The sequence below is a fragment of the Streptomyces sp. NPDC058662 genome (assembly GCF_042716255.1).
Taxonomy (GTDB): domain Bacteria; phylum Actinomycetota; class Actinomycetes; order Streptomycetales; family Streptomycetaceae; genus Streptomyces.
The window spans coordinates 64828-86713 of the sequence record NZ_JBHXRU010000003.1 but is presented as its reverse complement, the minus strand read 5'-3'; the positions used below and the strand labels follow the sequence as shown (position 1 = coordinate 86713).

At 72.7% G+C, this 21886-nt stretch carries 20 protein-coding genes; 8 read left to right on the top strand and 12 right to left on the bottom strand.

All coding sequences use genetic code 11. From position 1 onward, the window contains the following. The first annotated feature begins 264 nt into the window (after positions 1 to 264). From ACFWUQ_RS02565 to ACFWUQ_RS02555, 3 genes are all read left to right on the top strand, one after another. Positions 265 to 816: a TetR family transcriptional regulator gene (locus tag ACFWUQ_RS02565; RefSeq protein ID WP_384531778.1), complete on the top strand. Its 552-nt coding sequence runs from the start codon at positions 265 to 267 to the stop codon at positions 814 to 816. 381 nt (positions 817 to 1197) lie between these two features. Continuing rightward, positions 1198 to 1995, top strand: coding sequence for an SGNH/GDSL hydrolase family protein (locus tag ACFWUQ_RS02560; protein ID WP_384531776.1), 798 nt, complete (start codon positions 1198 to 1200; stop codon positions 1993 to 1995). Positions 1996 to 2123: 128 nt separating this feature from the next. Continuing rightward, complete coding sequence (locus ACFWUQ_RS02555; RefSeq protein WP_384531775.1) at positions 2124 to 2663, top strand: hypothetical protein; 540 nt, start codon at positions 2124 to 2126, stop codon at positions 2661 to 2663. A 63-nt stretch (positions 2664 to 2726) separates the two neighbouring features. Here the strand turns inward: ACFWUQ_RS02555 and ACFWUQ_RS02550 are convergent, their stop codons facing one another. The 3 genes from ACFWUQ_RS02550 to ACFWUQ_RS02540 all read right to left on the bottom strand — a co-directional run bounded on the left by ACFWUQ_RS02550 (position 2727) and on the right by ACFWUQ_RS02540 (position 5381). Continuing rightward, positions 2727 to 3416 (bottom strand): hypothetical protein, encoded by a 690-nt coding sequence (locus ACFWUQ_RS02550; RefSeq protein WP_384531774.1) that lies wholly within the window; start codon positions 3414 to 3416, stop codon positions 2727 to 2729. Positions 3417 to 3554: 138 nt separating this feature from the next. Then, on the bottom strand, positions 3555 to 4124 hold the full coding sequence (locus ACFWUQ_RS02545) for a hypothetical protein (protein WP_384531772.1): 570 nt from the start codon (positions 4122 to 4124) through the stop codon (positions 3555 to 3557). A gap of 126 nt (positions 4125 to 4250) precedes the next feature. Then, on the bottom strand, positions 4251 to 5381 hold the full coding sequence (locus ACFWUQ_RS02540) for a DUF6292 family protein (RefSeq protein WP_384531771.1): 1131 nt from the start codon (positions 5379 to 5381) through the stop codon (positions 4251 to 4253). 334 nt (positions 5382 to 5715) lie between these two features. Between ACFWUQ_RS02540 and ACFWUQ_RS02535 the strand changes: the two genes are divergently transcribed. Next, on the top strand, positions 5716 to 6258 hold the full coding sequence (locus ACFWUQ_RS02535) for an MOSC domain-containing protein (protein WP_384531769.1): 543 nt from the start codon (positions 5716 to 5718) through the stop codon (positions 6256 to 6258). A 213-nt stretch (positions 6259 to 6471) separates the two neighbouring features. Here ACFWUQ_RS02535 and ACFWUQ_RS02530 read toward each other — a convergent pair whose 3' ends face one another. The 7 genes from ACFWUQ_RS02530 to ACFWUQ_RS02500 form a co-directional block, all read right to left on the bottom strand. Then, the gene (locus ACFWUQ_RS02530) at positions 6472 to 8505 is read right to left on the bottom strand and encodes a prolyl oligopeptidase family protein (RefSeq protein WP_384531768.1); all 2034 of its coding nucleotides are present in this window, start codon (positions 8503 to 8505) and stop codon (positions 6472 to 6474) included. 61 nt (positions 8506 to 8566) lie between these two features. Continuing rightward, on the bottom strand, positions 8567 to 10144 hold the full coding sequence (locus ACFWUQ_RS02525) for a type VI secretion protein (protein ID WP_384531766.1): 1578 nt from the start codon (positions 10142 to 10144) through the stop codon (positions 8567 to 8569). Position 10145: 1 nt separating this feature from the next. After that, positions 10146 to 11669: an SCO6880 family protein gene (locus tag ACFWUQ_RS02520; RefSeq protein ID WP_384531765.1), complete on the bottom strand. Its 1524-nt coding sequence runs from the start codon at positions 11667 to 11669 to the stop codon at positions 10146 to 10148. Then, complete coding sequence (locus ACFWUQ_RS02515) at positions 11666 to 13162, bottom strand: hypothetical protein (protein ID WP_384531763.1); 1497 nt, start codon at positions 13160 to 13162, stop codon at positions 11666 to 11668. Before ACFWUQ_RS02515 ends, ACFWUQ_RS02520 begins: the two co-directional genes overlap by 4 nt. Positions 13163 to 13526: 364 nt before the next feature. Beyond that, a complete protein-coding gene (locus ACFWUQ_RS02510; protein WP_384531881.1) occupies positions 13527 to 14309 on the bottom strand; it encodes a hypothetical protein in 783 nt (260 codons plus the stop codon). Next, positions 14309 to 14617, bottom strand: coding sequence for a hypothetical protein (locus ACFWUQ_RS02505; RefSeq protein ID WP_384531762.1), 309 nt, complete (start codon positions 14615 to 14617; stop codon positions 14309 to 14311). The genes ACFWUQ_RS02510 and ACFWUQ_RS02505 overlap by 1 nt, the downstream gene beginning before the upstream one ends. A 12-nt stretch (positions 14618 to 14629) precedes the next feature. Further along, a complete protein-coding gene (locus tag ACFWUQ_RS02500; protein WP_384531760.1) occupies positions 14630 to 15505 on the bottom strand; it encodes a hypothetical protein in 876 nt (291 codons plus the stop codon). 294 nt (positions 15506 to 15799) lie between these two features. Here ACFWUQ_RS02500 and ACFWUQ_RS02495 point away from each other — a divergent pair, with 294 nt between their 5' ends. From ACFWUQ_RS02495 to ACFWUQ_RS02480, 4 genes are all read left to right on the top strand, one after another. Continuing rightward, positions 15800 to 16873 (top strand): NlpC/P60 family protein, encoded by a 1074-nt coding sequence (locus ACFWUQ_RS02495; RefSeq protein ID WP_384531758.1) that lies wholly within the window; start codon positions 15800 to 15802, stop codon positions 16871 to 16873. Next, a complete protein-coding gene (locus ACFWUQ_RS02490; RefSeq protein ID WP_384531756.1) occupies positions 16867 to 17544 on the top strand; it encodes a hypothetical protein in 678 nt (225 codons plus the stop codon). The genes ACFWUQ_RS02495 and ACFWUQ_RS02490 overlap by 7 nt, the downstream gene beginning before the upstream one ends. A gap of 56 nt (positions 17545 to 17600) precedes the next feature. Next, the gene (locus tag ACFWUQ_RS02485) at positions 17601 to 18509 is read left to right on the top strand and encodes an NUDIX domain-containing protein (RefSeq protein WP_384531755.1); all 909 of its coding nucleotides are present in this window, start codon (positions 17601 to 17603) and stop codon (positions 18507 to 18509) included. A 116-nt stretch (positions 18510 to 18625) separates the two neighbouring features. Further along, positions 18626 to 19609 carry a TerC family protein gene (locus ACFWUQ_RS02480; protein WP_384531753.1) on the top strand — a complete coding sequence of 328 codons (984 nt, stop codon included), beginning with the start codon at positions 18626 to 18628 and terminating at the stop codon, positions 19607 to 19609. Positions 19610 to 19932: 323 nt separating this feature from the next. Here the strand turns inward: ACFWUQ_RS02480 and ACFWUQ_RS02475 are convergent, their stop codons facing one another. Both ACFWUQ_RS02475 and ACFWUQ_RS02470 read right to left on the bottom strand, forming a co-directional pair. Next, entirely contained in the window at positions 19933 to 20778 is an 846-nt protein-coding gene (locus ACFWUQ_RS02475) for a phosphatase PAP2 family protein (protein WP_384531752.1), read from the bottom strand. Positions 20779 to 20932: 154 nt separating this feature from the next. After that, positions 20933 to 21886, bottom strand: coding sequence for a YihY/virulence factor BrkB family protein (locus tag ACFWUQ_RS02470; RefSeq protein ID WP_384531751.1), 954 nt, complete (start codon positions 21884 to 21886; stop codon positions 20933 to 20935).

The following is a 21886-nucleotide window of genomic DNA, read 5'->3' as shown; positions in this document are numbered from 1 at the left end:
CGGCCGTTCCCCCGATACGGCGCCGGCCCCTCCCCCTCCCGTACGGGGGGCCGGCGTCGCCGCGCGTTCACTCGGCACCCCTTGCACACCTGTCCCTCTGTCCCGGGCCTGTCCCGGGCCTGTCGCTGGCGAGGTTTTGGCGAGGTTTTGAACCGCCCTGAGAGACTCGCCGTCATGGCGGAGCAGCGGAGGTACACGATGAATCCTCTTCCCCATGCACCGGTACCGGACCCCCCGCGCGTCGCCTGGCGCAAGCGGACGAGGGTGCGTGTACTGGATGCCGCGCGCGACCTGGCGTGCGAGTCCGGTTGGGACCGGGTCAGCCTCTCCGCCGTCGCGGCCCGCGCCGAGGTTTCGCGCCCGTCGGTGTACAAGGAGTTCGGAAGCCGCGCAGGTCTGGGGCGCGCTCTGGTGATCCGCGAGACACAGGAGTTCCTCACCGGAGTGGCGAGCACCCTGTACCCCGGCCTGAGCGACACGCGGGCCTCCCTGGAAGCCGCCGTGTTCCACGTCCTCACCGAAGCTGAGAGGCAACCCCTCATCCGCGCGGTCATCGCCGCCGCCCGCGAGGGCTCGGACAGCCTGCTCCCCTACCTCACGGCACGCGCGGACCCCATCTTCGACGCCGGTCAGACTCTGCTGCACGGGTGGCTGCGCGCGCGGTGCCCGGACCCTGACGAGCAGGACATCGAAGTCGCCGCCGACGTCGCGGTACGGATGACCATCAGCCATCTCATCCTGTCGACCCACCCCCCGCGGCACACCGCGCGGCGACTGGCGACAGCCGTGCTGAAACTGCTGGACACGGCCCCATGAGGCGGCGCGGACTCGTTGCAGGTGGAGAGCGGGGCCCGTACGGCCGAGCTGATCGCCGGGCTCCGCGCCGGGGCCGGTGCCGGGCGACCCGGAGACCCAGGTGTACGTCGTCGGCGCGGCAACCAGGCGGCCCCGGTCATCGCGCTTCCCGGGCTGCGCCGGAGGAAGCAGTGAGCGCAAACCCGCAGCGATCTCGCCGCGCGTGTCGTAGCGGCGGGCACCCCTGCACGGCGGCGGACCGCGCTCGCCGCCGCGCGGGCGAGCGCGTACAGAAACAATTCGTCCCGCACGCCTATCGCGAGGACCTCGCTCGCTGCTAGAAAGTGACGCTCCGACAACTCCTGATCCCCACAACTCTCCAGGGAGTTTCTTGTCATGCGCATGCCTAGATTGAGGCGGGTCCTGCCCGCTCTGCTCGCCCTGTCCGCGCTCCCCCTGGCGCTGGCCCAACCCGCCCACGCCGCCCCGGCAGCCGGAGAGCGCTTCGTCGCTCTCGGCGACTCCTACTCCTCGGGGGTGGGCGCCGGCAGCTACCTGCCCGACAGCGGCAACTGCCAGCGGAGCAGCAAGGCCTACCCGTCCCTGTGGGCGGCGGCCAACGCGCCGGCGTCGTTCTCCTTCACGGCCTGTTCGGGAGCGACGACCGGTACGGTCAAAAGCAGCCAGCTGGCCCCGCTCAACAGTTCCACCACCCTCGTCAGCATCACCGCCGGCGGCAACGACGTCGGCTTCGCGAGCGTCATGCAGACCTGCGTCCTGCAGAGCGAGGCGAACTGCGTCACCGCGGTGAACAACGCCATCACGCAGATCAACAACACGCTGCCGGGCAGCCTTTCGTCCCTCTACGGCAGCATCCGCGGCAAGGCGCCCCAGGCACGTGTCGTGGTTCTCGGCTACCCGCGCTTCTACCAGCTGAGCGGCAACTGCATCGCCGGCCTCAGCGAGACCGAGCGTGCGGCCATCAACCGGGGCAGCGACGCCCTCAACAGCACGCTCGCGAAGCAGGCCGCCAACGCGGGCTTCTGGTACTCCAGCGTCGTGGACGAGTTCACCGGCCACGAGATCTGCTCGGGCAACGCCTGGCTGCACAGCGTCTCGGTGCCCGTCTCCAACAGCTACCACCCCACGGCCACGGGCCACTCCGCCGGATACCTGCCGGCCTTCCGCTCCGCCGTGTAACCACTCCCCCGCCGCAGCAGCCCGGGGTCTTCCGCACCCGAAAGTCGACGCGGGTAGACCCCGGGTCCACCGCCCGGCACGCCCGCAGGCCTTCCCACCCGACCGCCGAACCCGCCCAGGAGGAAGTCATGAGCCAACCCGTACGCCCCGCGCGAAGGAACGCACTCCGCTCCACCCTCACCGTCTTCGCCCTCGTCCTCGGCGCGCTCTTCGCCCCCGGCGTCGGTGTCCTCGCCGGCGCCGACAGCGCGCACGCGGCCACCAAGATCAGCCACGCGACCGCGACCTCGATGTTCCGCGGTTCCGGGATCACCTGGTCCTCGTCCGGCGGATGCTCGGACCGCAACAACCCCTCCTGCACCTCCTTCGAGCAGCTCAACCTCGCCACCGCAAAGGGAGCCCAGACACTCAAGAGCGCCAGCGGCTGCGCCCTGAACATCACCGGCGGCACCGAGACGGGGCACGCCGGCGGCACCTACTCGCACTGGAACGGGTACAAACTCGACTTCAGCAAGTACACGTGCCTGGGGAACTACGTAAGGAACACGTTCACCTACATCGGGGTACGCGGTGACGGCGCCCCGCAGTGGAAGTCCGGCGCCGGAAACATCTACGCCGACGAGGGCAACCACTGGGACGTGACGTTCTACAACTGCGGCGGCTGCTGAGCCGAAGCCGTAAAGCACAGCAATCCGCGTCGGGCCCTCCCCGCGCCCGCGCGGTGGTGTCGGTCAGTCGCGGCCGGCTCGCCGGAAACGGTCGGCGAGGTCTTCGACCACCGCTCGGGGGAGGGTGTCCGGGTACTGGGTGATCACGCCGCCCGTACGGACCAAGGTGATCGTCCGGCCGGGTTCCTGGAGTGGTCCCGGCGGCATCGGCAGCGGGGAGCCTCCCGCGTCCTTGTCGCCGGGCGGCGGGTCGAGCCGGCGGTAGGAGATCGTGTCGTCTCCCACCCGGTACGGCGACGGGGTGGGCCGCAGGCCGTGGCGCGTGTAGAGGTCCGCGTACCAGGCGTTGTAGTGCGCGCAGTCCGGGAGCGCCGCCCGGATCCGCCCCATGACCTTCTTCGCGTCGCCTTCGGAGAAGCTGTGGGACACGACGCTGTGGCCCTGCCCGCTCCACCCGTCGGGCACGAGGACGATCCGGGTCGAGGTCGCGGGTGCGCGCCGCTGTGCGGTGAGGGCCGCCGACACCTTGCCACAGTGCTGGTCGGGGGAAGGGTGGTCGGTGCGCTCCGGTTCGACGGACACCACCCGGTATCCGGAGACGTCCGTACCCCGGGGCAGCGCCCCCATGATCCGGGCCGTGCCCAGCGCCTCGGCCTCCCACCACCCGGAGAACGCACCCTCCTCCACCAGGCCGACCCCAAGGACGAGGGCGACGACCGTTGGCGGCGCGAGCAGCAGAAGACGGCCCCGCATGTGTGTCCTTCCCCCGTAGTGGCCGAAGCAGCGCAGCACCGCGCCGCACCTACGGCGACCAGCGTAGGGGGGCCGACCAGTCCACGACGTCTCCTCCCTCCTATAGGGGGCGGAGCATTTCGAACAGCCTCGCTGTCGTCATTTCCAGGGGTCCTTCAGCGGCAGGACTCCGAAACCGCGGAGCCGGGTGTCCAGGTCTTTCAGCTCCCCGAGGCCCTTGGCGATGTTCTCCCATCCGAGGGCCTCCACTTCCCGCGCCTCGTCCTCGGGCAGCGGCGAGCCCGCCAGGGAGGAGGCTGCGAGCACGTTCCCCATGCCGGTGCGGGTGTGCTGGAGCGCGCTCGCCCACACCTCCTGGCTGGGGGCGTCGGGGATCTTCTGGTACGCCTCGGCGTCGCGGAGCGCCGCGTCCAGAGCGGTGAAGTGGATGACCGACCGGCCCTCTTCGTGCTGGGCCCGGGATGAGCGCGCCTCGTTCACCACGTTGTTGTACCGCTCGGAGCCGCCTTGGCCGTACCAGAGGACGACGAGCGCGCCGACCGGGGTCGGGGAGGGCGTCGGCGCCGCCGTCCGGGACGCGGCAGGGCTCGCGCTCGGGCTCGGGCTGGCGCTCTGAGTCGGCGCGGCGGTTCCGGAACCGCCTGAGCAGCCGGTGAGCAGGACGGCACTGACTATGGTCAGTACGAGTGCTGATGCGCGGGCCCGCATGGTCTCCCCCTGGCTGGGCCGGTCGCCTTTCGACCGGCCTGCCCAACGGTGCCTTACGCGGGCTCTGCGGACCAGGCCCGTTTCCCGCGGTTTTCCGCGGGGCATCTCGCTGACCGGACCCCGTCATCAGGGGCCGCGTAGTCCGTCCAGGTCTGCTTGTCGTCCGGCTCCGGCTCGCTCTGCGCTTCCCGCGCTACGGTGCTCATCCGCCGTACGGGGGCGCTCGGTTCCCTTGCGTGGGTCGCGCAGCGCCGCGAGGAGCTCTTCGGGTTCGGGGCGGAGGCCGTGGCCCAGGTAGCGGATCCCCTCCCCCTCGGGCGCCCACTCGGTGCTCTTGCCGATGGGGTGGCGGCGGCTGGTCGCGGTCCGCCATCCGAAGCGTTCGTCCCAGACCAGGGCCGGCGCCGCTTGGCCGGTGGCGAGCGGTACGGCGGCGGCGAGGTGCGTGCCGTCGGGCCGGCCCGGCTCCACCTGGGCCGGCGGGGCGACGCCGGCGGCGGCCAGGACGTCGGCCGTGTGCTGCAGGTAGGGCTGGACGGTGCGGGCGTCCAGTTCTCGCTCGGCGAGCACGATGGCGCCGCGGTGGGTGACCGTGGGGTAGCCCAGTTGGACGGCGGCGGCCTTGGGGTCCAGGCCGGGGTCGGCCTGGAGGAGGTCTGCGATGCGGCGGCCGCGCAGGGCGGCGAGTGCGGACTGCGCGGTGGGGAACTTGGCGACGCCCAGGGTGTCGGCGACGGTCTCCAGGGTGATGGTGGGGTCGGCGTCGAGGAGCTCGGCGATCCGCGGCAGGATCTGGTCGCGGGGGACCATGTCGCCGCTGCCCTTGCGGCGGCCGCCGCCGGCGCCTCGGCCCGGCCGCTTGTTCCTGTACGCGAGGATCACGTGGCGGGGCCAGTGCTCGGTGCCGTCGGGGCCTTCGGGTACGAGGACCATGCCGTCGACAAGGTCCTGGGCTTCGCGCTTGTACCCGTTCCAGGTCTGGGCCGTGACGCCGAGCAGTTGCGCGGCCTCGTGGCGGTCCAGGAGGTCCTCGTCGTCGTCGGCCCGGGGCAGCTCGGGGATGGGTTCGCCGGCGTAGAAGGCCTTGGTCTGCTGCGCGTCCCAGAGTTGGGCGCGGGCGGTCGGCGAGCTGATGGGCGCCGGGTGGCCGGGGGCCGCGTAGGGCTTCTGATTGCGGATGGTGACGAGCTTCTTGCCCAGGAAGTCGGCCAGGGCGGACATGGTCTGGACGTACTGCAAGCGTCCGGCGCGGATCATCTTCACTTCCTCCGTCACGGGTTGGCGGGCGCTCTCGGTGCCCCGCCAGAGGGGGCGTGTCCGTCGTTCAGGGGGTCGGACTGGCGGGCGGACTCGGATCCAAGAGGGTGGCGGGCCGGGCGGGGTTCGCCAGGCTCGGCCTGAGTCGGGGCGGTATGTTCGGTGCCCACGAGTCGTCGCCACCCGTCGACAAGAAAACAGTACCTGTTTCACATCACTTTCGGCGGGTGAATCAGGGGCGGGGTGCCCGGCGTGATTGAGCTCGGGGGGCTGGGTGTTGAGGGGCGCGGGCTAGGCTCGGGGGCGGTCATCACTAGCGAACGGGGGCCGTCGGATGGGCGGGACGGTAACAGCAGTCAGCAGGTGCAGCGAGTACTCGTTCACCAAGCCCAGCCGGGAAAGCATCGTGCTGCTCGCCGGGCTCGGGGTGGAGGGGGACGTGCACGCCGGCGTCACGGTCAGGCACCGCTCGCGTGTCGCACAGGATCCCACCCAGCCGAACCTGCGCCAGGTGCACCTCATCCACGAGGAGCTCTTCGCCGAAGTCGGCGAAGAGGGATTCGACGTGGCGCCCGGCGAACTCGGCGAGAACATCACCACGAGCGGCATCGACCTGCTCGGCCTGCCCGTCGGGACCCTGCTGCGCATCGGCGACGAGGCGATAGTGGAGGTCACGGGTCTGCGCAATCCCTGCCTGCAGATCGACAACTTCCAGGACGGACTGCTGAAGAAGGTCGTCGGCCGGGACGAGGCCGGGAACATCGTTCGCAAGGCGGGAATCATGAGCGTCGTCCAGAGGGGCGGCGAGGTACGTCCGGGCGACGCGATCACGGTGGAGCTCCCTGCCGGGCCGCATCGGCCCCTCGATCGGGTCTGACCGCCTTTCACGAGCAGGCCGTGAAGGGGTCGCCTGCCCTGGCTCGCCCCACCGTCGAACGCGGCCTCGCCGACTGCGGTGAGCAGTTCGGCCTGGCAGTCCACGACGGCCGGGCGGCCCCGTGCGGGCCGCCGTCGTCCCAGGCCACCCGGCCCGGCGCGGTGAGCGGGGCACCGCGCCGGTCGGCGCCCTCCGTCCGGCCGATCCCGCCGCTCACGCCCGGGGAGTCAGCCGTTCCCACAGGAAGGTGTGGACGAGCGCCTCGTTGAAGGCGGTCTGCTGGTGGTCGGTGGCGCCGGCGTGGCCGCCCCCGATGTGCTCGTGGAAGAGCACGGGGTGCCCGAGCTCACGCAGCCGGGCGGCCATCTTGCGGGCGTGGCCGGGGTGGACCCGGTCGTCCCGGGTCGAGGTCAGCAGGAGCATCGGCGGGTACGGGGGCCCGTCCGTCCGCACCTGGTGGTAGGGCGAGAGCCGCCGCAGGTGGGGCCGGTCCGCCGGGTTCTCGGGATCGCCGTACTCGGCGATCCAGCTGGCTCCGGCGAGCAGCGTGTGGAAGCGCAGCATGTCCATCAGCGGCACGTGCGCGACGACCGCGCCGAACAGCTCCGGTTCCCGGGTGATCATCGCGCCCATCAGCAGGCCGCCGTTGCTGCCGCCCTCGATGCCGAGCTGCGCGTGGGTGGTGATCCCGCGCGCGACGAGGTCCCGGGCGACGGCCGCGAAGTCCTCGTACGCGCGGTCGCGGTCGGCGCCCAGGGCGGCCCGGTGCCAGCGCGGCCCGTACTCGCCGCCGCCCCGGATGCCAGCGACCGCGTACGTGCCGCCGCGCGCGAGCCAGGCCCGCCCGGTGACCGCGCTGTAGTACGGGACCTGCGACACCTCGAAGCCGCCGTAGCCGTAGAGGAGGGCGGGGCCCGGGCCCGCCGGCTCCTCGGGGCCCACGACGAAGTACGGGACGCGCGTGCCGTCGGCGGAGGTCGCGAAGTACTGGCGTACCGCGAGTCCGGCGGTGTCGAACAGCTCCGGGCTCCGCTTCACGACCTCGGTGTCCCCGCCCGCGGTGCCGACGCAGAGGGTGGCGGGCTGGAGGAAGCCGGAGACGTCGGTCCAGTACTCGTCGCTCTCGTCCGGGTCCGTGTCGACGACCGAGGCGGTCGACAGGGGCGGCAGTCCGGCGAGGGGTTCCCGCCGCCAGCCGTCCGGGCCCGGGGTGAGGAGCTCCATCCGGGAGGAGACGTCCGCGCGGACGGTCAGGATGAGGTGGTGCCGGGTCCAGCTGTAGCCGGCGAGCGCGGTGTGCTCGTCGGGGGTGAACAGCACGGCCGGCTCCCGCTCCCCCGCCAGGTAGGCCTCGAAGTCGAAGGCCAGCAGGGTGCCGGCGCCGTGCCCCAGCCAGGGCGACTTCGTGGTCACCAGCATCCACTCGCGCCGGACGGAGACCGCCGCGTCGTCCGGCACGTCGATCTTCAGCGGCTGCGCGGGGTCCTCCCGCAGCAGGAACAGCTCGCCGTTCCAGAAGTCCGTGTGGCGGCTCACGAAGTCCCGCTCGAAACCGGGGGTGCGGTCGCGCCAGCATGAGACGGAGAGGTCCGAGGCCTCGCCCCGGTAGACCGGCTCCGCCTCCTCCAGCGGGGTGCCCCGGCGCCAGCGGCGGGCCTCCAGCGGATAGCCCGACCCGGACATCGAGCCGGGGCCGAAGTCCGTGCCGATCCACACCCGGTCGCGGTCGATCCACCCGATGTCGGTCTTCGCCTCGGGGACGGTGAAGCCGCCCTCGACGAACGCCGCCCCGTCCAGGTCGAACTCGCGCACCACGCAGGCGTCCGCCCCGTCCCGCGAGAGCAGGACCAGCGCGTGCCGGTGCTCGGGCTCCAGGACCCGGCTGCCGGCCCAGGCCCATTTCTCCCCCTCGGCCTCAGCCAGCGCGTCCAGGTCCAGGAGCACCTCCCACTCCGGGCGGTCCTTGCGGTACTCCTCCAGCGTGGTGCGCCGCCACACGCCGCGCACGTGCGCGGCGTCCTGCCAGAAGTCGTACAGGTGCCGGCCGCGCCGCACGACGTACGGGATCCGCCCGTCGTGGTCGAGCACCTCGCGCACCTCGCGCTGCACCGCCTTGAAACCGGGGCCGCCGGTCAGGGCGGCCACGGTCTCCTCGTTCCGCTCCCGGACCCAGCGCAGGGCGTCCTCGCCGGTCACGTCTTCCAGCCACCGGTAGGGGTCGAGGTCGGGGTCGTCGTCATAGCTCATGCGCCGATTGTGCGGGCAACGGTGCCCGCCCGCGTACCACCCGTCCGGACCGGGCCGCCCGTCAGACGGCCATCCTCTCGTCCGTCTCGAACAGCCGCTGCTCGGTGCGGGAGAGGATGAGCTGGACCGGGTGCGAGCCGCCGCCGCGCCCCACCTTCCACAGGGCCCGGCCCCGCTGGCCCGCGCCCCAGGAGCCGATCAGATCGCATTCGGCGTCGGTCAGACCGATCACCTCGCGGGTGATCTGCAACGGCCGGGTGTCCTGCGCGAGCTGGATGCGCGTCTCGCAGGAGGAGATGAGGTCCCGGGCGATGTTCACGGCCTCCGAACCGGACGCGCCCACGCTCTCGAAGTCGGACAGCCGGTGGGTGGACAGCAGTTGGATGGTGCCGGTGGCCCGGGACAGCCGCAGGTCGGCGTCGATCTTCTTGACCATCGCGGAGCCGCCGGAGCGCATCTGCCGCCACAGTTCGTCCCGTACGACGATCCACGGCCGGTGGCCCGGCCGGTCGATGGCCGACTGCGCCCAGGTCGACACGCAGGACAGCACCATCGCCACCGTCTCGTCCCCGTACTGCTGGAGCGCGGAGATGTCCACCGACTGGATGGGCGCCTCCCAGTCCAGGCCGATGGACGTCGGGCCGTCGAAGAGCCCGCCCAGGTGGCCGGTCACCATCGCGCCGAGCGCGGAGCGCAGGGAGGCCATCTGCTCGCGGGCGCGCTGGACCTCGCCGTCGCGCACGCGCAGTTCCCCGGCCATGCGGGCGCTCGGGTCGCGCAGCGCTTCGTAGACGAGCGGCAGCGTCGGGACGGCCAGGCGGGTCGTTCCGTACAGCTCCCCGGTCACCTCGCGCACGGCGACGTCGAGGGCCTCCTCCTCTCGGGGGTCGAGGGGGCGGCGCAGCTGGAGTTCGAGCAGTGCCTTGAGCAGGGTCAGACGGCGGCGGTGGATCTCGGTGAGCCGGGAGGTGAGCTCGGCCCCGTCGCGTACGGAGTCCAGGCCGGCGCCCAGCGGTCCGGCGTCGAGCGGGTTCAGGCGGCCCGGCAGGCCCGGGCCCAGGCGCACCGGTTCGACGCCGAGGTGGCGACACAGGGCCTGGTACTCGCCCTTGACGTCCCCGGCGATCAGGGTGCGGTGCCCGAATGCCATCAGCCGGAAGCACAGCGCTTTGACGTGCGCGGACTTGCCCGATCCCGGGATGCCGGTGACCATCACGTTGGGGTTGGTGCACAGCCCTTCGCGGACCCACACCGCGGGGTGGGCGCTGAACGCCTGCGTGGTCAGGGTGTTGCGCCCGATGTACGCGCCCACCGGCGGAAGCGACGCGGCGTGCAGGAAGGGGTAGGCGCCGGCGGCGTTCGCCGTGTCGGCGCGGACCACTTCGCTGCGGGGCAGGGAGGCGGCGCGGCCCGCGTACGGCTGGCCCCAGCCGCGCCGCGGTGCCACCCGCGTCACCGTGGCCGGGTCCTCCAGCAGCCGCGCGCGGCGCAGGTCGCGGGCCGAGGGCCGGCGGGCCGCCGGGAGGGCGGCGCCGGTGAGCCCGGCGGCCTCGCCCACGGAGAGCGCGGTCAGTTCGGTGTCGGTGGCGCTCCGGCGCGCGGAGAACGGGCGGGGGAAGGGGCGGGAGAAGGGGCGCACGTCAGAACCCCGTCCGTCGGTCGGGGAGTCCCTGGCCGAGCGGGAGGGCGCCCGCCGCGAAGCCGGTGTCCTGCGCGCCCCACATCCGGCGCACCTCCAGGCCGCAGGCCCCCGCGTCCGCCTGGAGTTCGGCGCAGGCGGTCTCCAGTTCCTCCGGGTCGGTGACCGTCACCGTCAGCACGGCGGTCATCCGCACCACTCCCTGGCCCGAGGCCCGGGCCGTGTCGTGGGCCCGGGCCACCGCCTCCTCGCGGCGCTCGTCCTCGCTCTCGTCCCGTCCGGTGCGGGAGCGCAGATGGCGGGCGGAACTCCGCTTGGCCTTGTCGCGGGCCAGTTCCTGGCGGGCCCGGCGCGGCCCCACCGGCTCGTAGAGCAGGCTCATGCTGCGCCGGGCGTTCTCGCGGGGCCGCAGCAGCGGCTGCAGCACGGTGGCGTACACGTACGACTGGGGCCAGGTCCGCACCTGGTACGTCACGCTCCACGCGCCGTCGTGCCGGTACGCGCCCCAGGCGCTCTCGGCGGCGGCGGGCCCGGCCAGGTCGGGGTCCAGGCCTGGCCGGGTGCCCGCCCAGCCGGGGGCGAGGGCGGTGGCGGCGCGGGCGGCGAGCATGTGCTGGGCGTCGGGATCGTAGGCGGTGCGCACCGTGTGGGCGAGGGAGCGCGGCGGCAGCCATTCGACCACGTGCAGGCCGGCGGTCGACAAGGTGTGCTGCATGGCGTGCAGTTCGCGTACCAGGACGGCGGCGGCGCCGATCTGCCCGCCGCCGGCGCCCTTGACGGCGAGTCGGGCCCGGGAGGCGGAGAGGACCACGGTGAGGTAGGTCTCCCGGGCGGCGGTGGTGGGGCCGGCGCCGTCCATGAGTTCGCCGAGCGCGGTGACGGCGGCGCCGGGCGCGTCGGCGGTGATGTGGCGGGCGGTCCAGGAGGCGAGGGCGGCCCCGTCGTCGGGCAGGCACCGCTGGTGCACGGAGATCCGCGTCAGGGCGGAGTCCTCGGTGCAGTAGGACCGCAGGAACGCCGCCCAGGCGGAGACCCGCGCCGCCTGTTGGGCCGTGTCGACGAGGGCGAGGCCGGGGAAGGTGACGCGCGCGACGGCGGCGTACGTACCGGCGACGGGGTCGTGGACGACGCCGAGGGCGCCTCCCAGGCCGTCGGGGGCGTCGAGGATCCGCAGCCGGGCGAGCACGCCCGGCAGGTCCATCGGCTGACGGCCGGTGTCGGCGGCGCGGGGCGCGAAGGCACCGGAGAGGAAGAGATTGCGTCGGGTGGCCACGGAGATCTGGTGCCTTACTGCGAGAGCGATCCATTCGTCGGCGCTGAGCCCCATGACCCGGCCGAGGGCGAGGCAGAGCAGGGCGACGGCCAGCGGTACGCAGACCAGCGCCGAGCGCCAACTGGAGAGGCTGACGGGGACGAGCGCGGCGAAGCTGGCGGCCGCGACCATCGCGAACCCGGGGCCGGACAGGCGCCCCATGAACCCGGTCCGCTCGGACTGCCAGCCGCCGTAGGTGGCGGGCTGCGTCATGTCACTCCTCCTCGGGGTACGCCGTCCGCCGGCGCGGGGCGCGGGTGCGGCAGGGGTTGCTGGGGGCGCTGCGCCGGGTACGGCCGCTCGCCGGGGGCGGGGCGGTATCCGTGCGGCGGGGTGGGGGCGGGCTCCGGTACGGGGGCGGGTGCGGGTGCCGGCTCCGGTACGGGTACGGGTGCGAGGGCGGGGTCGTGGGGCTGGGCCGGCGTCCGCGCCGCTCCGGGGGCGGTCCCGGCGGGCACCGCGAACGACCGTGCGGAGGCCGAGCGCCCGGCGAACCGGCTTCTCCCCCCGCCGTCTCCCTTCCCGGCCGGGTCCGGGCCCGTCGGGGCGGGCTGGGCTTCCTGCTCCAGTGCCCGGGTGTAGGCGCTGCCACCGCCGACCGAGCCGGCGCCGGCGAGCTCGGCCCGGTACCCGCCGCCGGCCGCGGGATACAGCCCGGCCGCGCGGAGCGAACCGAACGTGGAGCCGATGCCGTTGGCCGACCCCGCCGTGGTGAACGTCAGGAACCGGACGAGCACCGGCCAGCAGAAGCAGGACAGGAGGAAGGTGACCAGCCCGACGAGGACGTTCTGCATGCCCACCCCGTCCTCGGACATCGCGGCGATCCCGAGGAAGAAGCAGGTCACGATGGCGGGTTTCATGAGGATCAGCGCGATGAGCGCGTTGCGGGCCCGGGGCCACCAGTCGGCGGTCGCGTCGGAGAGCTGCCCGGCGAGCACGATCGGCATGGCGGCGACGAGCAGCATGATCCCGGCCTGCCGGAGCAGGATCTCCACCCACAGCGCGCCGATGGCGACGATGCACACGATCCCTACCACGATGACCACGCCGACCGCCGGGGCCGAGAACCCCTCCCCGCTGACCAGCACCCCGCCGTCGCCGCCGTCTCCCGCCGCCGCCGCACCGCCCTCGGCGACCAGTCCCCCGAACAACGACCCGAGCCGGGCCTCCATCGCCTCGGCGGCGGACTTGCCCCCGCCGGTGCGCGCGGGGGCCCCGATCGCTTCGTTGACGATCCAGTCGGAGACCGCGTCGGACCACTTCAGCGCGGTTTGGGTGGCGATCGTGTACACGGAGGAGATCACGGCCCACTTGGCGAGCCCGACGAACGCCGTCGCGAGTGGCTCGCCCCGATGGCTGACCGAGGCCTTTCCGAACTGCAACAGCATGAGGAACACGGCGACGGTGACGGACAGCGTCACCATGACGGCGGTGACCTCCTCGACGCCGCCCTTCTCCAGGTCGATGGTGGACACCCGGTTGAACAACCGCGCGAACTCCCCGAGCAGCCACACCACCCCCCGCCCGACGTACCGGGCGGCCTCCTCCAACGCGTCGGACGCAAGCTGGGACAGCTTCCCGCCGATCCAGTCAACCGGCGTGTCCCCGGGCGGCGGATACTTCAGCACACCAATAGCCCGACAGCCCTCGAAGGCCCGGCCGCCCTCTACGCAGTCACTGATGGACGTGTTCAACAGCTTGAACATCGGCCCCTTTTTGTCGGCGACGGAGGCCCGCCACTTTTCGAGATGGCGAAGCTCGACTTGCTTCTGCTTGGCCTTGGCGCATTGGGTGGCAGTCACCTCGTGGCATCGATAAATCTTGCCAGCTTCACTGGCGTCCGGGGTGCGACAGACTGCGGCATCTCGGATCTGATCAATGAGGCAATACTTCTTCTTCTTGTCGATGCCAACGCTTTGCCCCTGCCAGCTCTTCGGTACATCACTGGGAGGACCGACCGAAGCGTGGTGCTTCGGATCGTCGGCGGCAGTCGCAATGTGAGAGGAGACGCCAAGAAGACACAAAGAGCATGCGAGAGCCGCGAGCATGTGCAGTACTCGTCTACTGAGATCAGTCGCCATGGCGAACCTGTACCCAGCCATCGCTCCAGGCGAAGGGACTGTCCGGTTCGTACGAAACGGGGAATGTACGCATGGCGTCAAACTCGTTGGTGAACCGCCACGCTCCGTCTTGCCACTTTAGAACGAAATCGATCGTCTCACCGCGCAGCGGGTCCTTATCGGGCAGGCCGTCCAAACCTGTGGCGAATCGATCGTAGGACAACCACACCTGTAGAACATCGCCCGCCGGGAGACCCGGCACCAAAATGCTAGTGGGGCGTACTGCACGCACCGAGGCCGTGAAGGTAATGCCCGCCGGGAGCCCACCCGAAGGAGGTAAACCTAGGTATTCACGCGCCTTGCGAATTTCGGAGACCTCATCATCGATGTATCCGACAGCCTCCGGTGAGGTAACCGCTGTCAACTGCTGTCGCGCCTCCTCATCGTCGAGGAACGCGTACTCCTCCCAAAAATAGACGGCTGCTGCGATGGCGCCGCTGTGCGAATGCCCGAACCCGGTGGACACGCCGTCCTTTTGGCCCGTTGGGGGTGGCAGGGTGATCTTTTTCGCCTTTTCCGGTGTCATCGGCTCGCCGTCCGGCACCGGCGTGGGCGCCGACCCCGGGGCCCCGGCGGCCGTCGGCACGACTACCGGCGGGCGGTTGTCGCTGTCGGCGTCGTCGAAGAGGGTCGCGCCCGCGAAGCCGAGGCCGACGCAGAGCACGGCCGCCGCCAGCGCGGCGGCCACCAGTACGAGCCGGGCCCGGCGGGCGTCCGGCGCTCCCGCGCTCATCACTTGGAGAGGTCGTAGACGCTCAGCACCAGCGAGGACGTCACACCGATTCCCCCCGCGCCGATGAGGCTCCACAGCACACCCTGCTTGCCCCGCGCGGCCAGCACCGCCCGCTCCGTGTTGTGGCCCACGGCCACCAGCGCCCAGCCGCTGAGCCCGCCCAGCACCGCGAGCGTGAGTCCGGCGCCCGCCGTCCAGCCCAGGATGGCCGTGACCGGTTCCTGCACCTCGATGGGCAGGGTCGGCTTGTACTTGGGCACCGCCGGGCCGTCGGCGAAGACGTGCAGTGCGTGCATCAACTGGCTCATGGCGGTACCTCGTCATTTGGCTGTCGGAATCGGAGCGGTCTGAGGAGTCGGTTCGAAGGCCGGAGCCGGAGCCGGCACCGGCGCGTCCGGGAGCGGCTCGCCCCACGCGGAGTGCGCCGCCTCCAGGACGGCCTCCGCGATGCGGGCGGCGGCCTGCCGGGTCCGGGGCCGGGGGCGGCCCGGGCCGCGCAGGCCGTGGGCGCGGACATCGGCGTCGTGCGGCAGTTCCAGCACGTCGTACGCCCGGTCGGCGAGCATCGCCGCCGCGGCCCGTACGACGGCGGGCGCGCGCCCGCCGTCCAGCCCCACGAGCACCACCACGGTCCGCCGCAGCGGCATTCCCTCGGCGGTCATCGCCATCACGGCCTGCTGGAGCACCTGCACACCATGAGCGGTCGCGGCCGCGCACAACACCGGAACCGAGTACGGGAGTTCGCACCATCCTCGGGTGGCGCCCGGAAGACCCGCGCAGCGGGCGGCAAGTACGTCGTACCCCACCGGGTGCGCGGTGTCGGCGACCACGATCCGCCAGCCCCCCGCGGCCGCCAGCTGGTACCAGGCGGCGGGTTCCGACGGGAGGGCGAGGGGCGGGGCGTTCCACTCCCTGCCGTCCGTCAGCACGTCGAACGCGCCTCGCCGGACGGCGGCCGAGCGGATCGCGTCCCGCGTGTGCGGCCTGTCGCTGGGAAGCGCCGCCAGACCGCCGGCCCCCGGCCCGGCCCGCCCCGCCTGCCCGGCTTCCCCCGCCGGTGTCGTCTGCGTCCATGCCGGCCACGGTGAGGCCAGCCGTACGCCGAGGTCGAGTACGACGGTGTCCGCCGCGGCGGCCAGTTCCCCGGCGAGCAGGCAGGCGAGGCCGGAACGCCCGCTGCCGCCCGTGGCGGCCATGACCGGTACGACGATCCGCGCCCCCGCCGGTAAAGCGACGGGAGCGTCTTCCGTACTGCCGCGCACCCACCCCGCCCTTCACCGGCCGTGCTCCCGCACGGCGGGCCCGCACCCGGACGGCGGAACCGCATGATGAACGGCGTCCGAGCGGGGTGAGTTACGCCATTCACGCGATAGGGGACACGGCCTCCGTTACCGGGCCCGATGCCGTGACGCCGCCCCCCGCCTCGGCGTTGGCATCGCTGAACGGGACTGCGACGGCGGCGGGGGCAACGGGTGGGAATGCGGCGGTGGATGGCGCTGACGGTGGTCGGCGCCCTGGCCACGCCCGTGGCGCTGGGGCTCGGCGCCGTTCTGCTCGTGGCGGCACTCGGCGACGGCGGGCGCGACGTCGTGCTTCCGGCTGCCGGAGCCATGCGCGTGGGCGGCCGGGACGGGGTGCCCGCCGCGTACGCGGAGCTGGTCATCGCCGCGGCCGGTACGTGCGACCGGGTCCTGCCCCCCTCGGTCCTCGCGGCCCAACTGCATCAGGAGAGCGGTTTCGTCCCCACTCTGACCTCACCTGCGGGGGCGCGGGGGATCGCCCAGTTCATGCCGGACACCTGGCGCACCTGGGGCCGGGACGGCGACGGCGACGGGGTCGAGGACGTCTGGAACCCGCGGGACGCGATCCCCGCCCAGGCCGCCCTGATGTGCCACCTCCTCGGACTCGCGCACGGGCGGCCGGAGTTCAGCGGTTCCCCGGTGGAGATGGCCCTGGCGGGGTACAACGCCGGCTGGGGGCGCGTCGTGCAGTTCCGCGGGGTGCCGCCGGTGTCCTTCGCGCGCGGGGAGACGTACCACTACGTACGCCGGATCACGGAGCGCTCCGCCCTGTACGCGGCGGGCCCGCCGGCGGAGGGGGACGCGCTCCTCCCGGCCGGTTTCGCGCCGGGCCGGGCAGCTCCGGCGCAGGTACGCACGGCCGTGACCTGGGCGCTCGCGCAACGCGGGGGCAACTACCGGCTGGGCGGCGACTGTACGGACGCGCTCGGGACCGCGCCGGCCCGCTGGTGCGACTGCTCCTCCCTGGTCCAGCGGGCCTACGCGGCCGCCGGCGTCCCCCTGCCCCGCACCACGTACGACCAGGTGAAGCTTCCGCGCCGGGTCTCCCTCGACGATCCGAAACCCGGCGACCTCGTCTTCACCGCCGGTTCCGACGGCTCCGAGGCCCGGCCCGGGCACGTGGGCATGTACCTCGGCGACGGTCTCCTCATCGAGGCCCCGCGTACCGGTGTGCGGACGCGCGTGGTCCCCTACGCGGCCTGGCGGCACTCCACGCGGCCCGCCACCCGGGTCACCGCTGTCCGCCGGGTCGTCGCATGGTGACGGGAGACGCCGGCGCCGCGACCGCGGCCGAACCCGTGCGCTACCTCCCCTGGGGGACGGTGACCGACCGGTTCTGGACCACCGGGGACGGCGGGACGGGCGGGGCAGGAGGGCGCAGTGAGACGGGCGGGGACGGCCGTGCGGGCGGGGACGGCGGCCGGGTGACGGGATCGCCGGCGGAAGCCGGTGCCGCCTCGCACGCCGAGGCCGACTCCCCCGCCGGCCGCGCGGCCGGCGCCGAGGTGCTCGCGGCGGTCATGGCCCTGGCGGCGGCCGGGGACCTCGGCCAGGCCTCGTCCCGGGCCCGGCGGCGGGAGGAGGAGGTGCGCAGGGCCTTCGGGGACCGCCACCCCGAGCTGGTCGACATCGGCGAGGTCCGCGGCTACCTGGCGCATCTGGCGGCCGATCACGCCACGGCCGTACGGCGCTACCTGGACGTCCTGCGGCTGCGCGCGGAGCTGCACGGCCCGGACCACCCGGACACTGAGCTCGCGGTCCGGCGTACGTACAGCCTCTGGCGGGCCGTCCCCGCCGCCGACGCCCTGGCCGTCGGGCCCGAGCTGCTGAGTACGGTCGTCTCCCTGCTGGGCCCGGCCTCCGTCGCGGGCCTCCACATCGCGAACCGCCTGCCGGGCCTGCTCCGGGCGTCCGCGCCACTCCCGCCGACCTGATCCCCGTACCGGCTCCGCCGCCCGCCCCCTGCACGCCTCGCCGAGGAGTACCGCTGATGATCCCCGCCTCCCCCGAACCGCAAGGGGCGTCCGCGCTCCTGGTCAACGCGCGCGGCCAGTACCTGCTGCACCTGCGCGACGCGAACAAGCCGCACATCTGGGACCCGGGTACGTGGTCCGTGCCCGGCGGAGGCCTGGAGGACGGGGAGAGCGCGCTCCAGGCCGCGGAACGCGAACTCTTCGAAGAGACCGGCCTGCGTGTCCCGCTGGAACCGCTCACCGTCGTGGACGCGCACGGCCCGGGCGGGACCAAGAGCCGGATCCGGGTGTTCACCGGCTTCTGGGAGGGGGACGCCGACGCGCTCCCGTGCCCCGAGGGCATCATGTTCCGCTGGTTCGACGCCGCCACCACCGCGTACCTGACCATGTGCCCGTGGGTGGAGCAGGTCATCGAGGTGCACCGCAGCACCGCAGCCGCCATCCCCGCGGTCCCCGCCGCACCGCGCCGTCGCGGGGACGAGAAGGGACACCCGAACATCATCGGCGTGCACCTCTACCTCCAGCGCGAGGACGGCCGGATCCTGCTCGGGCTGCGCCACCCCGACGTCGCGTTCGCGGGCCGGACCTACCACTTCCTCGCCGGCCACTGCGAGCGCGAGGGGGCGCGGGCCTCGCTGATCCGGGAGGCGGAGGAAGAGGCCGGCCTGGTCATCCGGGCCGAGGACGTCGAGCTCGTCCACACCGTCCACGTCCTCCATGAGCGCGGCCGCGGCCGGCCCCGGCTCCAGCTCGTGTTCCGCGCCCGTGCCTGGTCGGGCGTCCCGGAGGTTCGGGAACCGGACAAGTGCCTGGAGTGGGGGTGGTTCGCCCCGGACCGCCTCCCCGAACCGAGCGTCCCGTACGCCCGCACGGCGATCGAGGCGATCGTCCGCGGGCAGGCCTACTCTGAACTGGGCTGGACCTGACCCCGCGCACCGTTCCGGCTTCGCGCGGCCCGCCGTGCGCCGGGGGGCCGGGTGTCGCAGACTCCTGTATGAGGGCCCGGCGCACCTCGCGCGGGCCGTGGGTGAGGGTGTGTGTCGTGCTTGAGGTCCCGCTCTGGCTGTGGGGGGCGTTCGCCGCGACCGTAGTGGTGTCGCTGGCGGTGGATCTGCTGTCCCACCGCACGGCCCACGTCATCGGTTTCAAGGAGGCGGCGGCCTGGAGCTGCCTGTGGGTGGGTCTGGCGCTGGCCTTCGGCGGGACCGTCTTCCTCGTGCTCGGCACGACGGCGGGAACGGAGTACACGACGGCGTGGCTGCTGGAGAAGAGCCTGTCGGTCGACAATCTGTTCGTCTTCGCCGTGATCTTCGGGTACTTCAAGGTGCCGCGCGCCTACCAGCACAGGGTGCTGTTCTTCGGGGTCATCGGAGCCCTCGTCTTCCGCGGGATCTTCCTGTCCCTCGGTGTGGCGGTGGTCAGCCGCTTCACCGCCGTCCTCTTCGCCTTCGCCGCCGTCCTCTTCTACAGCACCTACAAACTCGTCAGGGACGAGGAGGACACCTTCGACCCCGGCAAGAGCTTCGCCGTCCGGATGCTGCGCAAGGTGGTCCCGGTCCGTGACGAGTACGCGGGCGCGAAATTCTTCGTACGGGAGGCCGGCAGGCGGGTGGCGACCCCTCTCCTCGCCGTGGTGGCCGCGATCGAGGCGGCGGACTTGATCTTCGCTGTGGACAGCGTTCCCGCCGTCCTCGCGGTGAGCGACGACGCCTTCATCGTCTACACGAGCAACGCCTTCGCCATCCTCGGCCTGCGGGCCCTGTACTTCCTGCTCTCGGGGCTGCTGGACCGCTTCCACTACCTGAACAGAGGCCTGGCGATCATCCTCGCCTTCATCGGCCTCAAGCTCGTCCTCCAGGCCTCGCACAAAATGATCAGCACCGACATCCCCGAAATCCCCTCCCCCGTGAGCCTCGCCGTCATCGTGGTGGTGCTGAGCGGCTCCGTCGTCCTCAGCATCCGGCACCCCGCCCCCGCCACCGACGCCCGCGGGGAGGACGACGACCCGCCGCGGTCACCGGGTTGAGCCGTCGCCGGGCCACCTCAAGGAAGAACCGACAATTCGGCCATAGGGAACTCTTCCCCTCCTCCGCCGGTCGGCCTATGGTTAAAAAATGAGCAAAGTCGAGCATGAGACCAGTCCCCGCCGGGCGCTTACGTGCCCGGCCTGCCAGCGTCCCGTGTCCATGACCACCGCCAAGAGCCGGCACAAGACCCTCGGGGTCTTCGTGCCCGTCTGGGTCCCGGGCCCCTGCCACAACCCGGAGTGCACCGCCTACCTCCAGGCCCCGCGAACGGCGTAGCCCACGACCGCTGCCGCCCCGCGAGGCCGTGGGGGTCGGGGCGGTTCTAGGTGCGCGGGCCGGCGGCGTCGCCGGACGGCGGCGCCTGCGGGGCCCGTACGTCCACGGGCGGTTCGGGGTCGGCGGCCGCCAGCTCCGGTTCCAGGCCCTGGGCCACGGTGGTCCGGCGGCGTCCGATGTCCGCGCGCCATGCCTCGAAGACGAGTGTCGTCGCGGTGACCACGGCGAGGCCGAGCATCCAGCCGCCCACGACGTCACTCACCCAGTGCACGCCCAGCGCGACGCGGGTGTATCCGACGCCCACCACGGACACCAGGGCGAGCGCCCAGGCGACGGGCCGCCAGCCGCGGGGTACGAGGGGCAGCAGGACCAGTAGCAGGACGGCGCAGGAGGTGGTGGCCGTCATCGCGTGGCCGGACGGGAACGAGAAGCCGGGTGCGTCGGCGACCGGGTCGGGCAGATGGGGCCGGGCCCGTTCCACCATGATCTTGACGAGTACCCCGGTCAGGGCGCCGGCCACCGCCGTGACGGACGCCCAGGCCGCCAGCCGCCAGGCGCGGCGGATCAGGAGCCAGATCACGAGCAGGGCCACCAGCAGGCGCATCGTCACGGGGTCCCACACGACGCCGGTGAGGATGTCGAGGACGCGCACCCAGGCGGGGTGGTCGAGTGCGGTCTCGTGCAGCCGCTCGGCCGTGGCCCGGTCGAGCCGGTACAGCGGGGGCCACTGGGACTCCACCAGGACCAGCGCGAGGGCGAACGGCACCGACACGGCGGCCGTCACGAGGGCGGTGAGGACCAGGCGCGTGCCGAAAGCGGCGTCGGGCCCCAGGTGCCGTGCCAGCAGACTCCGGGCGGTACGGCGTCGGGGAGGGTCGGTACGTGCCGTCACGGTGGTACGGCTCCCTTCGTTGCGGTATGCGGTCTGCGCTATGCGGTGTGCGGTGTTCTGCATGGCTGGGCCGGCCGGGCCGGCGGTGCTGTGTGCTGCCCGTCTGCCCAGGGGCCCCGCCCCGTACCGCAGGGGGGCGGCGGCCCCGGCGCGGTCAGACTCCGGGGTCGGCGGTGACCGGGTCCCTCACCCCCGCCCGGACGGCTTCCAGTTGCGCGGCGAACGCGAGGCCGAGGAAGAGGGCCATCGAGGTGAGGTAGGACCAGAGCAGGAGCGACACGATCGCGCTCAGCGGCCCGTAGACGCTGGTGAAGGAGCTGCTGGCCCCGACGTACAGGCTCAGTGCCCACGTCGCCAGGTTCCACAGGACCAGGTGGACGACGGCTCCGAAGGCCAGCCAGGTGTAGCCGGGCTGGTGCCGGCGCGGGGAGAGGCGGAAGATGGCGCTCGTGGCGAGTACGGCGAGCAGGAACCCGAGGGGCCAGCGCAGGATCTCCCAGGCCCGGACGGTGGCGGGAGCCAGCTGGTAGACCTCCGCCAGCGCGTGGCTCAAATGGGATCCCAGCACGGTCACGGTGAAGCTGAGGCCGAGCGGGAAGCCGGCCAGGACCACCATGAGCATGCCGCGCGTGTACTTGCGCAGGAACGGCCGGTCGCGTTCGTTGCCGTAGATGCGGTTGGCCCCCCGCTCGACCTGGCACAGCGCCGTCGTCACATTGACGAGGGAGAACAGCAGGCCGAGCCACAGCGCGGCCTGGCCTCCGTTGCCCGCGTGCCGGCGGCTCTCGCGCAGCGCCTCGTCCACGACGGCCTGGCCGGGGCCGCTGGTGAGGCGGCGGAGGGTGAGCTCGGCGATGCGCCCGACGTCCTCGGCGTGCAGGACCCCCGACAGGCCGACGGCCGCGATCGCCAGCGGGACGATGGACAGCACCGTCTGCAGGGCCAGCGCGCGGGCGTGGCTGAACCCGTCGGCGTACCGGAAGCGTATGAAGGAGTCGCGGGCCAGGCTCCAGCTTCCGTAGCGGCGCAGCGCGCTCCACGCCTCGTCGCCGGACAGCTCGTCGCCCAGCACGTCATGTCTCTGCGGTACCCGTCGTGCGGTGCCCAC

Excerpts from the sequence above, each read along its gene's own strand:
- ACFWUQ_RS02560 (WP_384531776.1), top strand. The coding sequence starts at position 1,198 with ATGCCTAGATTGAGGCGGGTCCTGCCCGCTCTGCTCGCCCTGTCCGCG.
- ACFWUQ_RS02555 (WP_384531775.1), top strand. The coding sequence starts at position 2,124 with ATGAGCCAACCCGTACGCCCCGCGCGAAGGAACGCACTCCGCTCCACC.
- ACFWUQ_RS02550 (WP_384531774.1), bottom strand. The coding sequence starts at position 3,416 with ATGCGGGGCCGTCTTCTGCTGCTCGCGCCGCCAACGGTCGTCGCCCTC.
- ACFWUQ_RS02545 (WP_384531772.1), bottom strand. The coding sequence starts at position 4,124 with ATGCGGGCCCGCGCATCAGCACTCGTACTGACCATAGTCAGTGCCGTC.
- ACFWUQ_RS02540 (WP_384531771.1), bottom strand. The coding sequence starts at position 5,381 with ATGATCCGCGCCGGACGCTTGCAGTACGTCCAGACCATGTCCGCCCTG.
- ACFWUQ_RS02535 (WP_384531769.1), top strand. The coding sequence starts at position 5,716 with ATGGGCGGGACGGTAACAGCAGTCAGCAGGTGCAGCGAGTACTCGTTC.
- ACFWUQ_RS02530 (WP_384531768.1), bottom strand. The coding sequence starts at position 8,505 with ATGAGCTATGACGACGACCCCGACCTCGACCCCTACCGGTGGCTGGAA.
- ACFWUQ_RS02520 (WP_384531765.1), bottom strand. The coding sequence starts at position 11,669 with ATGACGCAGCCCGCCACCTACGGCGGCTGGCAGTCCGAGCGGACCGGG.
- ACFWUQ_RS02515 (WP_384531763.1), bottom strand. The coding sequence starts at position 13,162 with ATGTTCAAGCTGTTGAACACGTCCATCAGTGACTGCGTAGAGGGCGGC.
- ACFWUQ_RS02510 (WP_384531881.1), bottom strand. The coding sequence starts at position 14,309 with ATGAGCGCGGGAGCGCCGGACGCCCGCCGGGCCCGGCTCGTACTGGTG.
- ACFWUQ_RS02505 (WP_384531762.1), bottom strand. The coding sequence starts at position 14,617 with ATGAGCCAGTTGATGCACGCACTGCACGTCTTCGCCGACGGCCCGGCG.
- ACFWUQ_RS02500 (WP_384531760.1), bottom strand. The coding sequence starts at position 15,505 with ATGGCCGCCACGGGCGGCAGCGGGCGTTCCGGCCTCGCCTGCCTGCTC.
- ACFWUQ_RS02495 (WP_384531758.1), top strand. The coding sequence starts at position 15,800 with ATGGCGCTGACGGTGGTCGGCGCCCTGGCCACGCCCGTGGCGCTGGGG.
- ACFWUQ_RS02490 (WP_384531756.1), top strand. The coding sequence starts at position 16,867 with ATGGTGACGGGAGACGCCGGCGCCGCGACCGCGGCCGAACCCGTGCGC.
- ACFWUQ_RS02485 (WP_384531755.1), top strand. The coding sequence starts at position 17,601 with ATGATCCCCGCCTCCCCCGAACCGCAAGGGGCGTCCGCGCTCCTGGTC.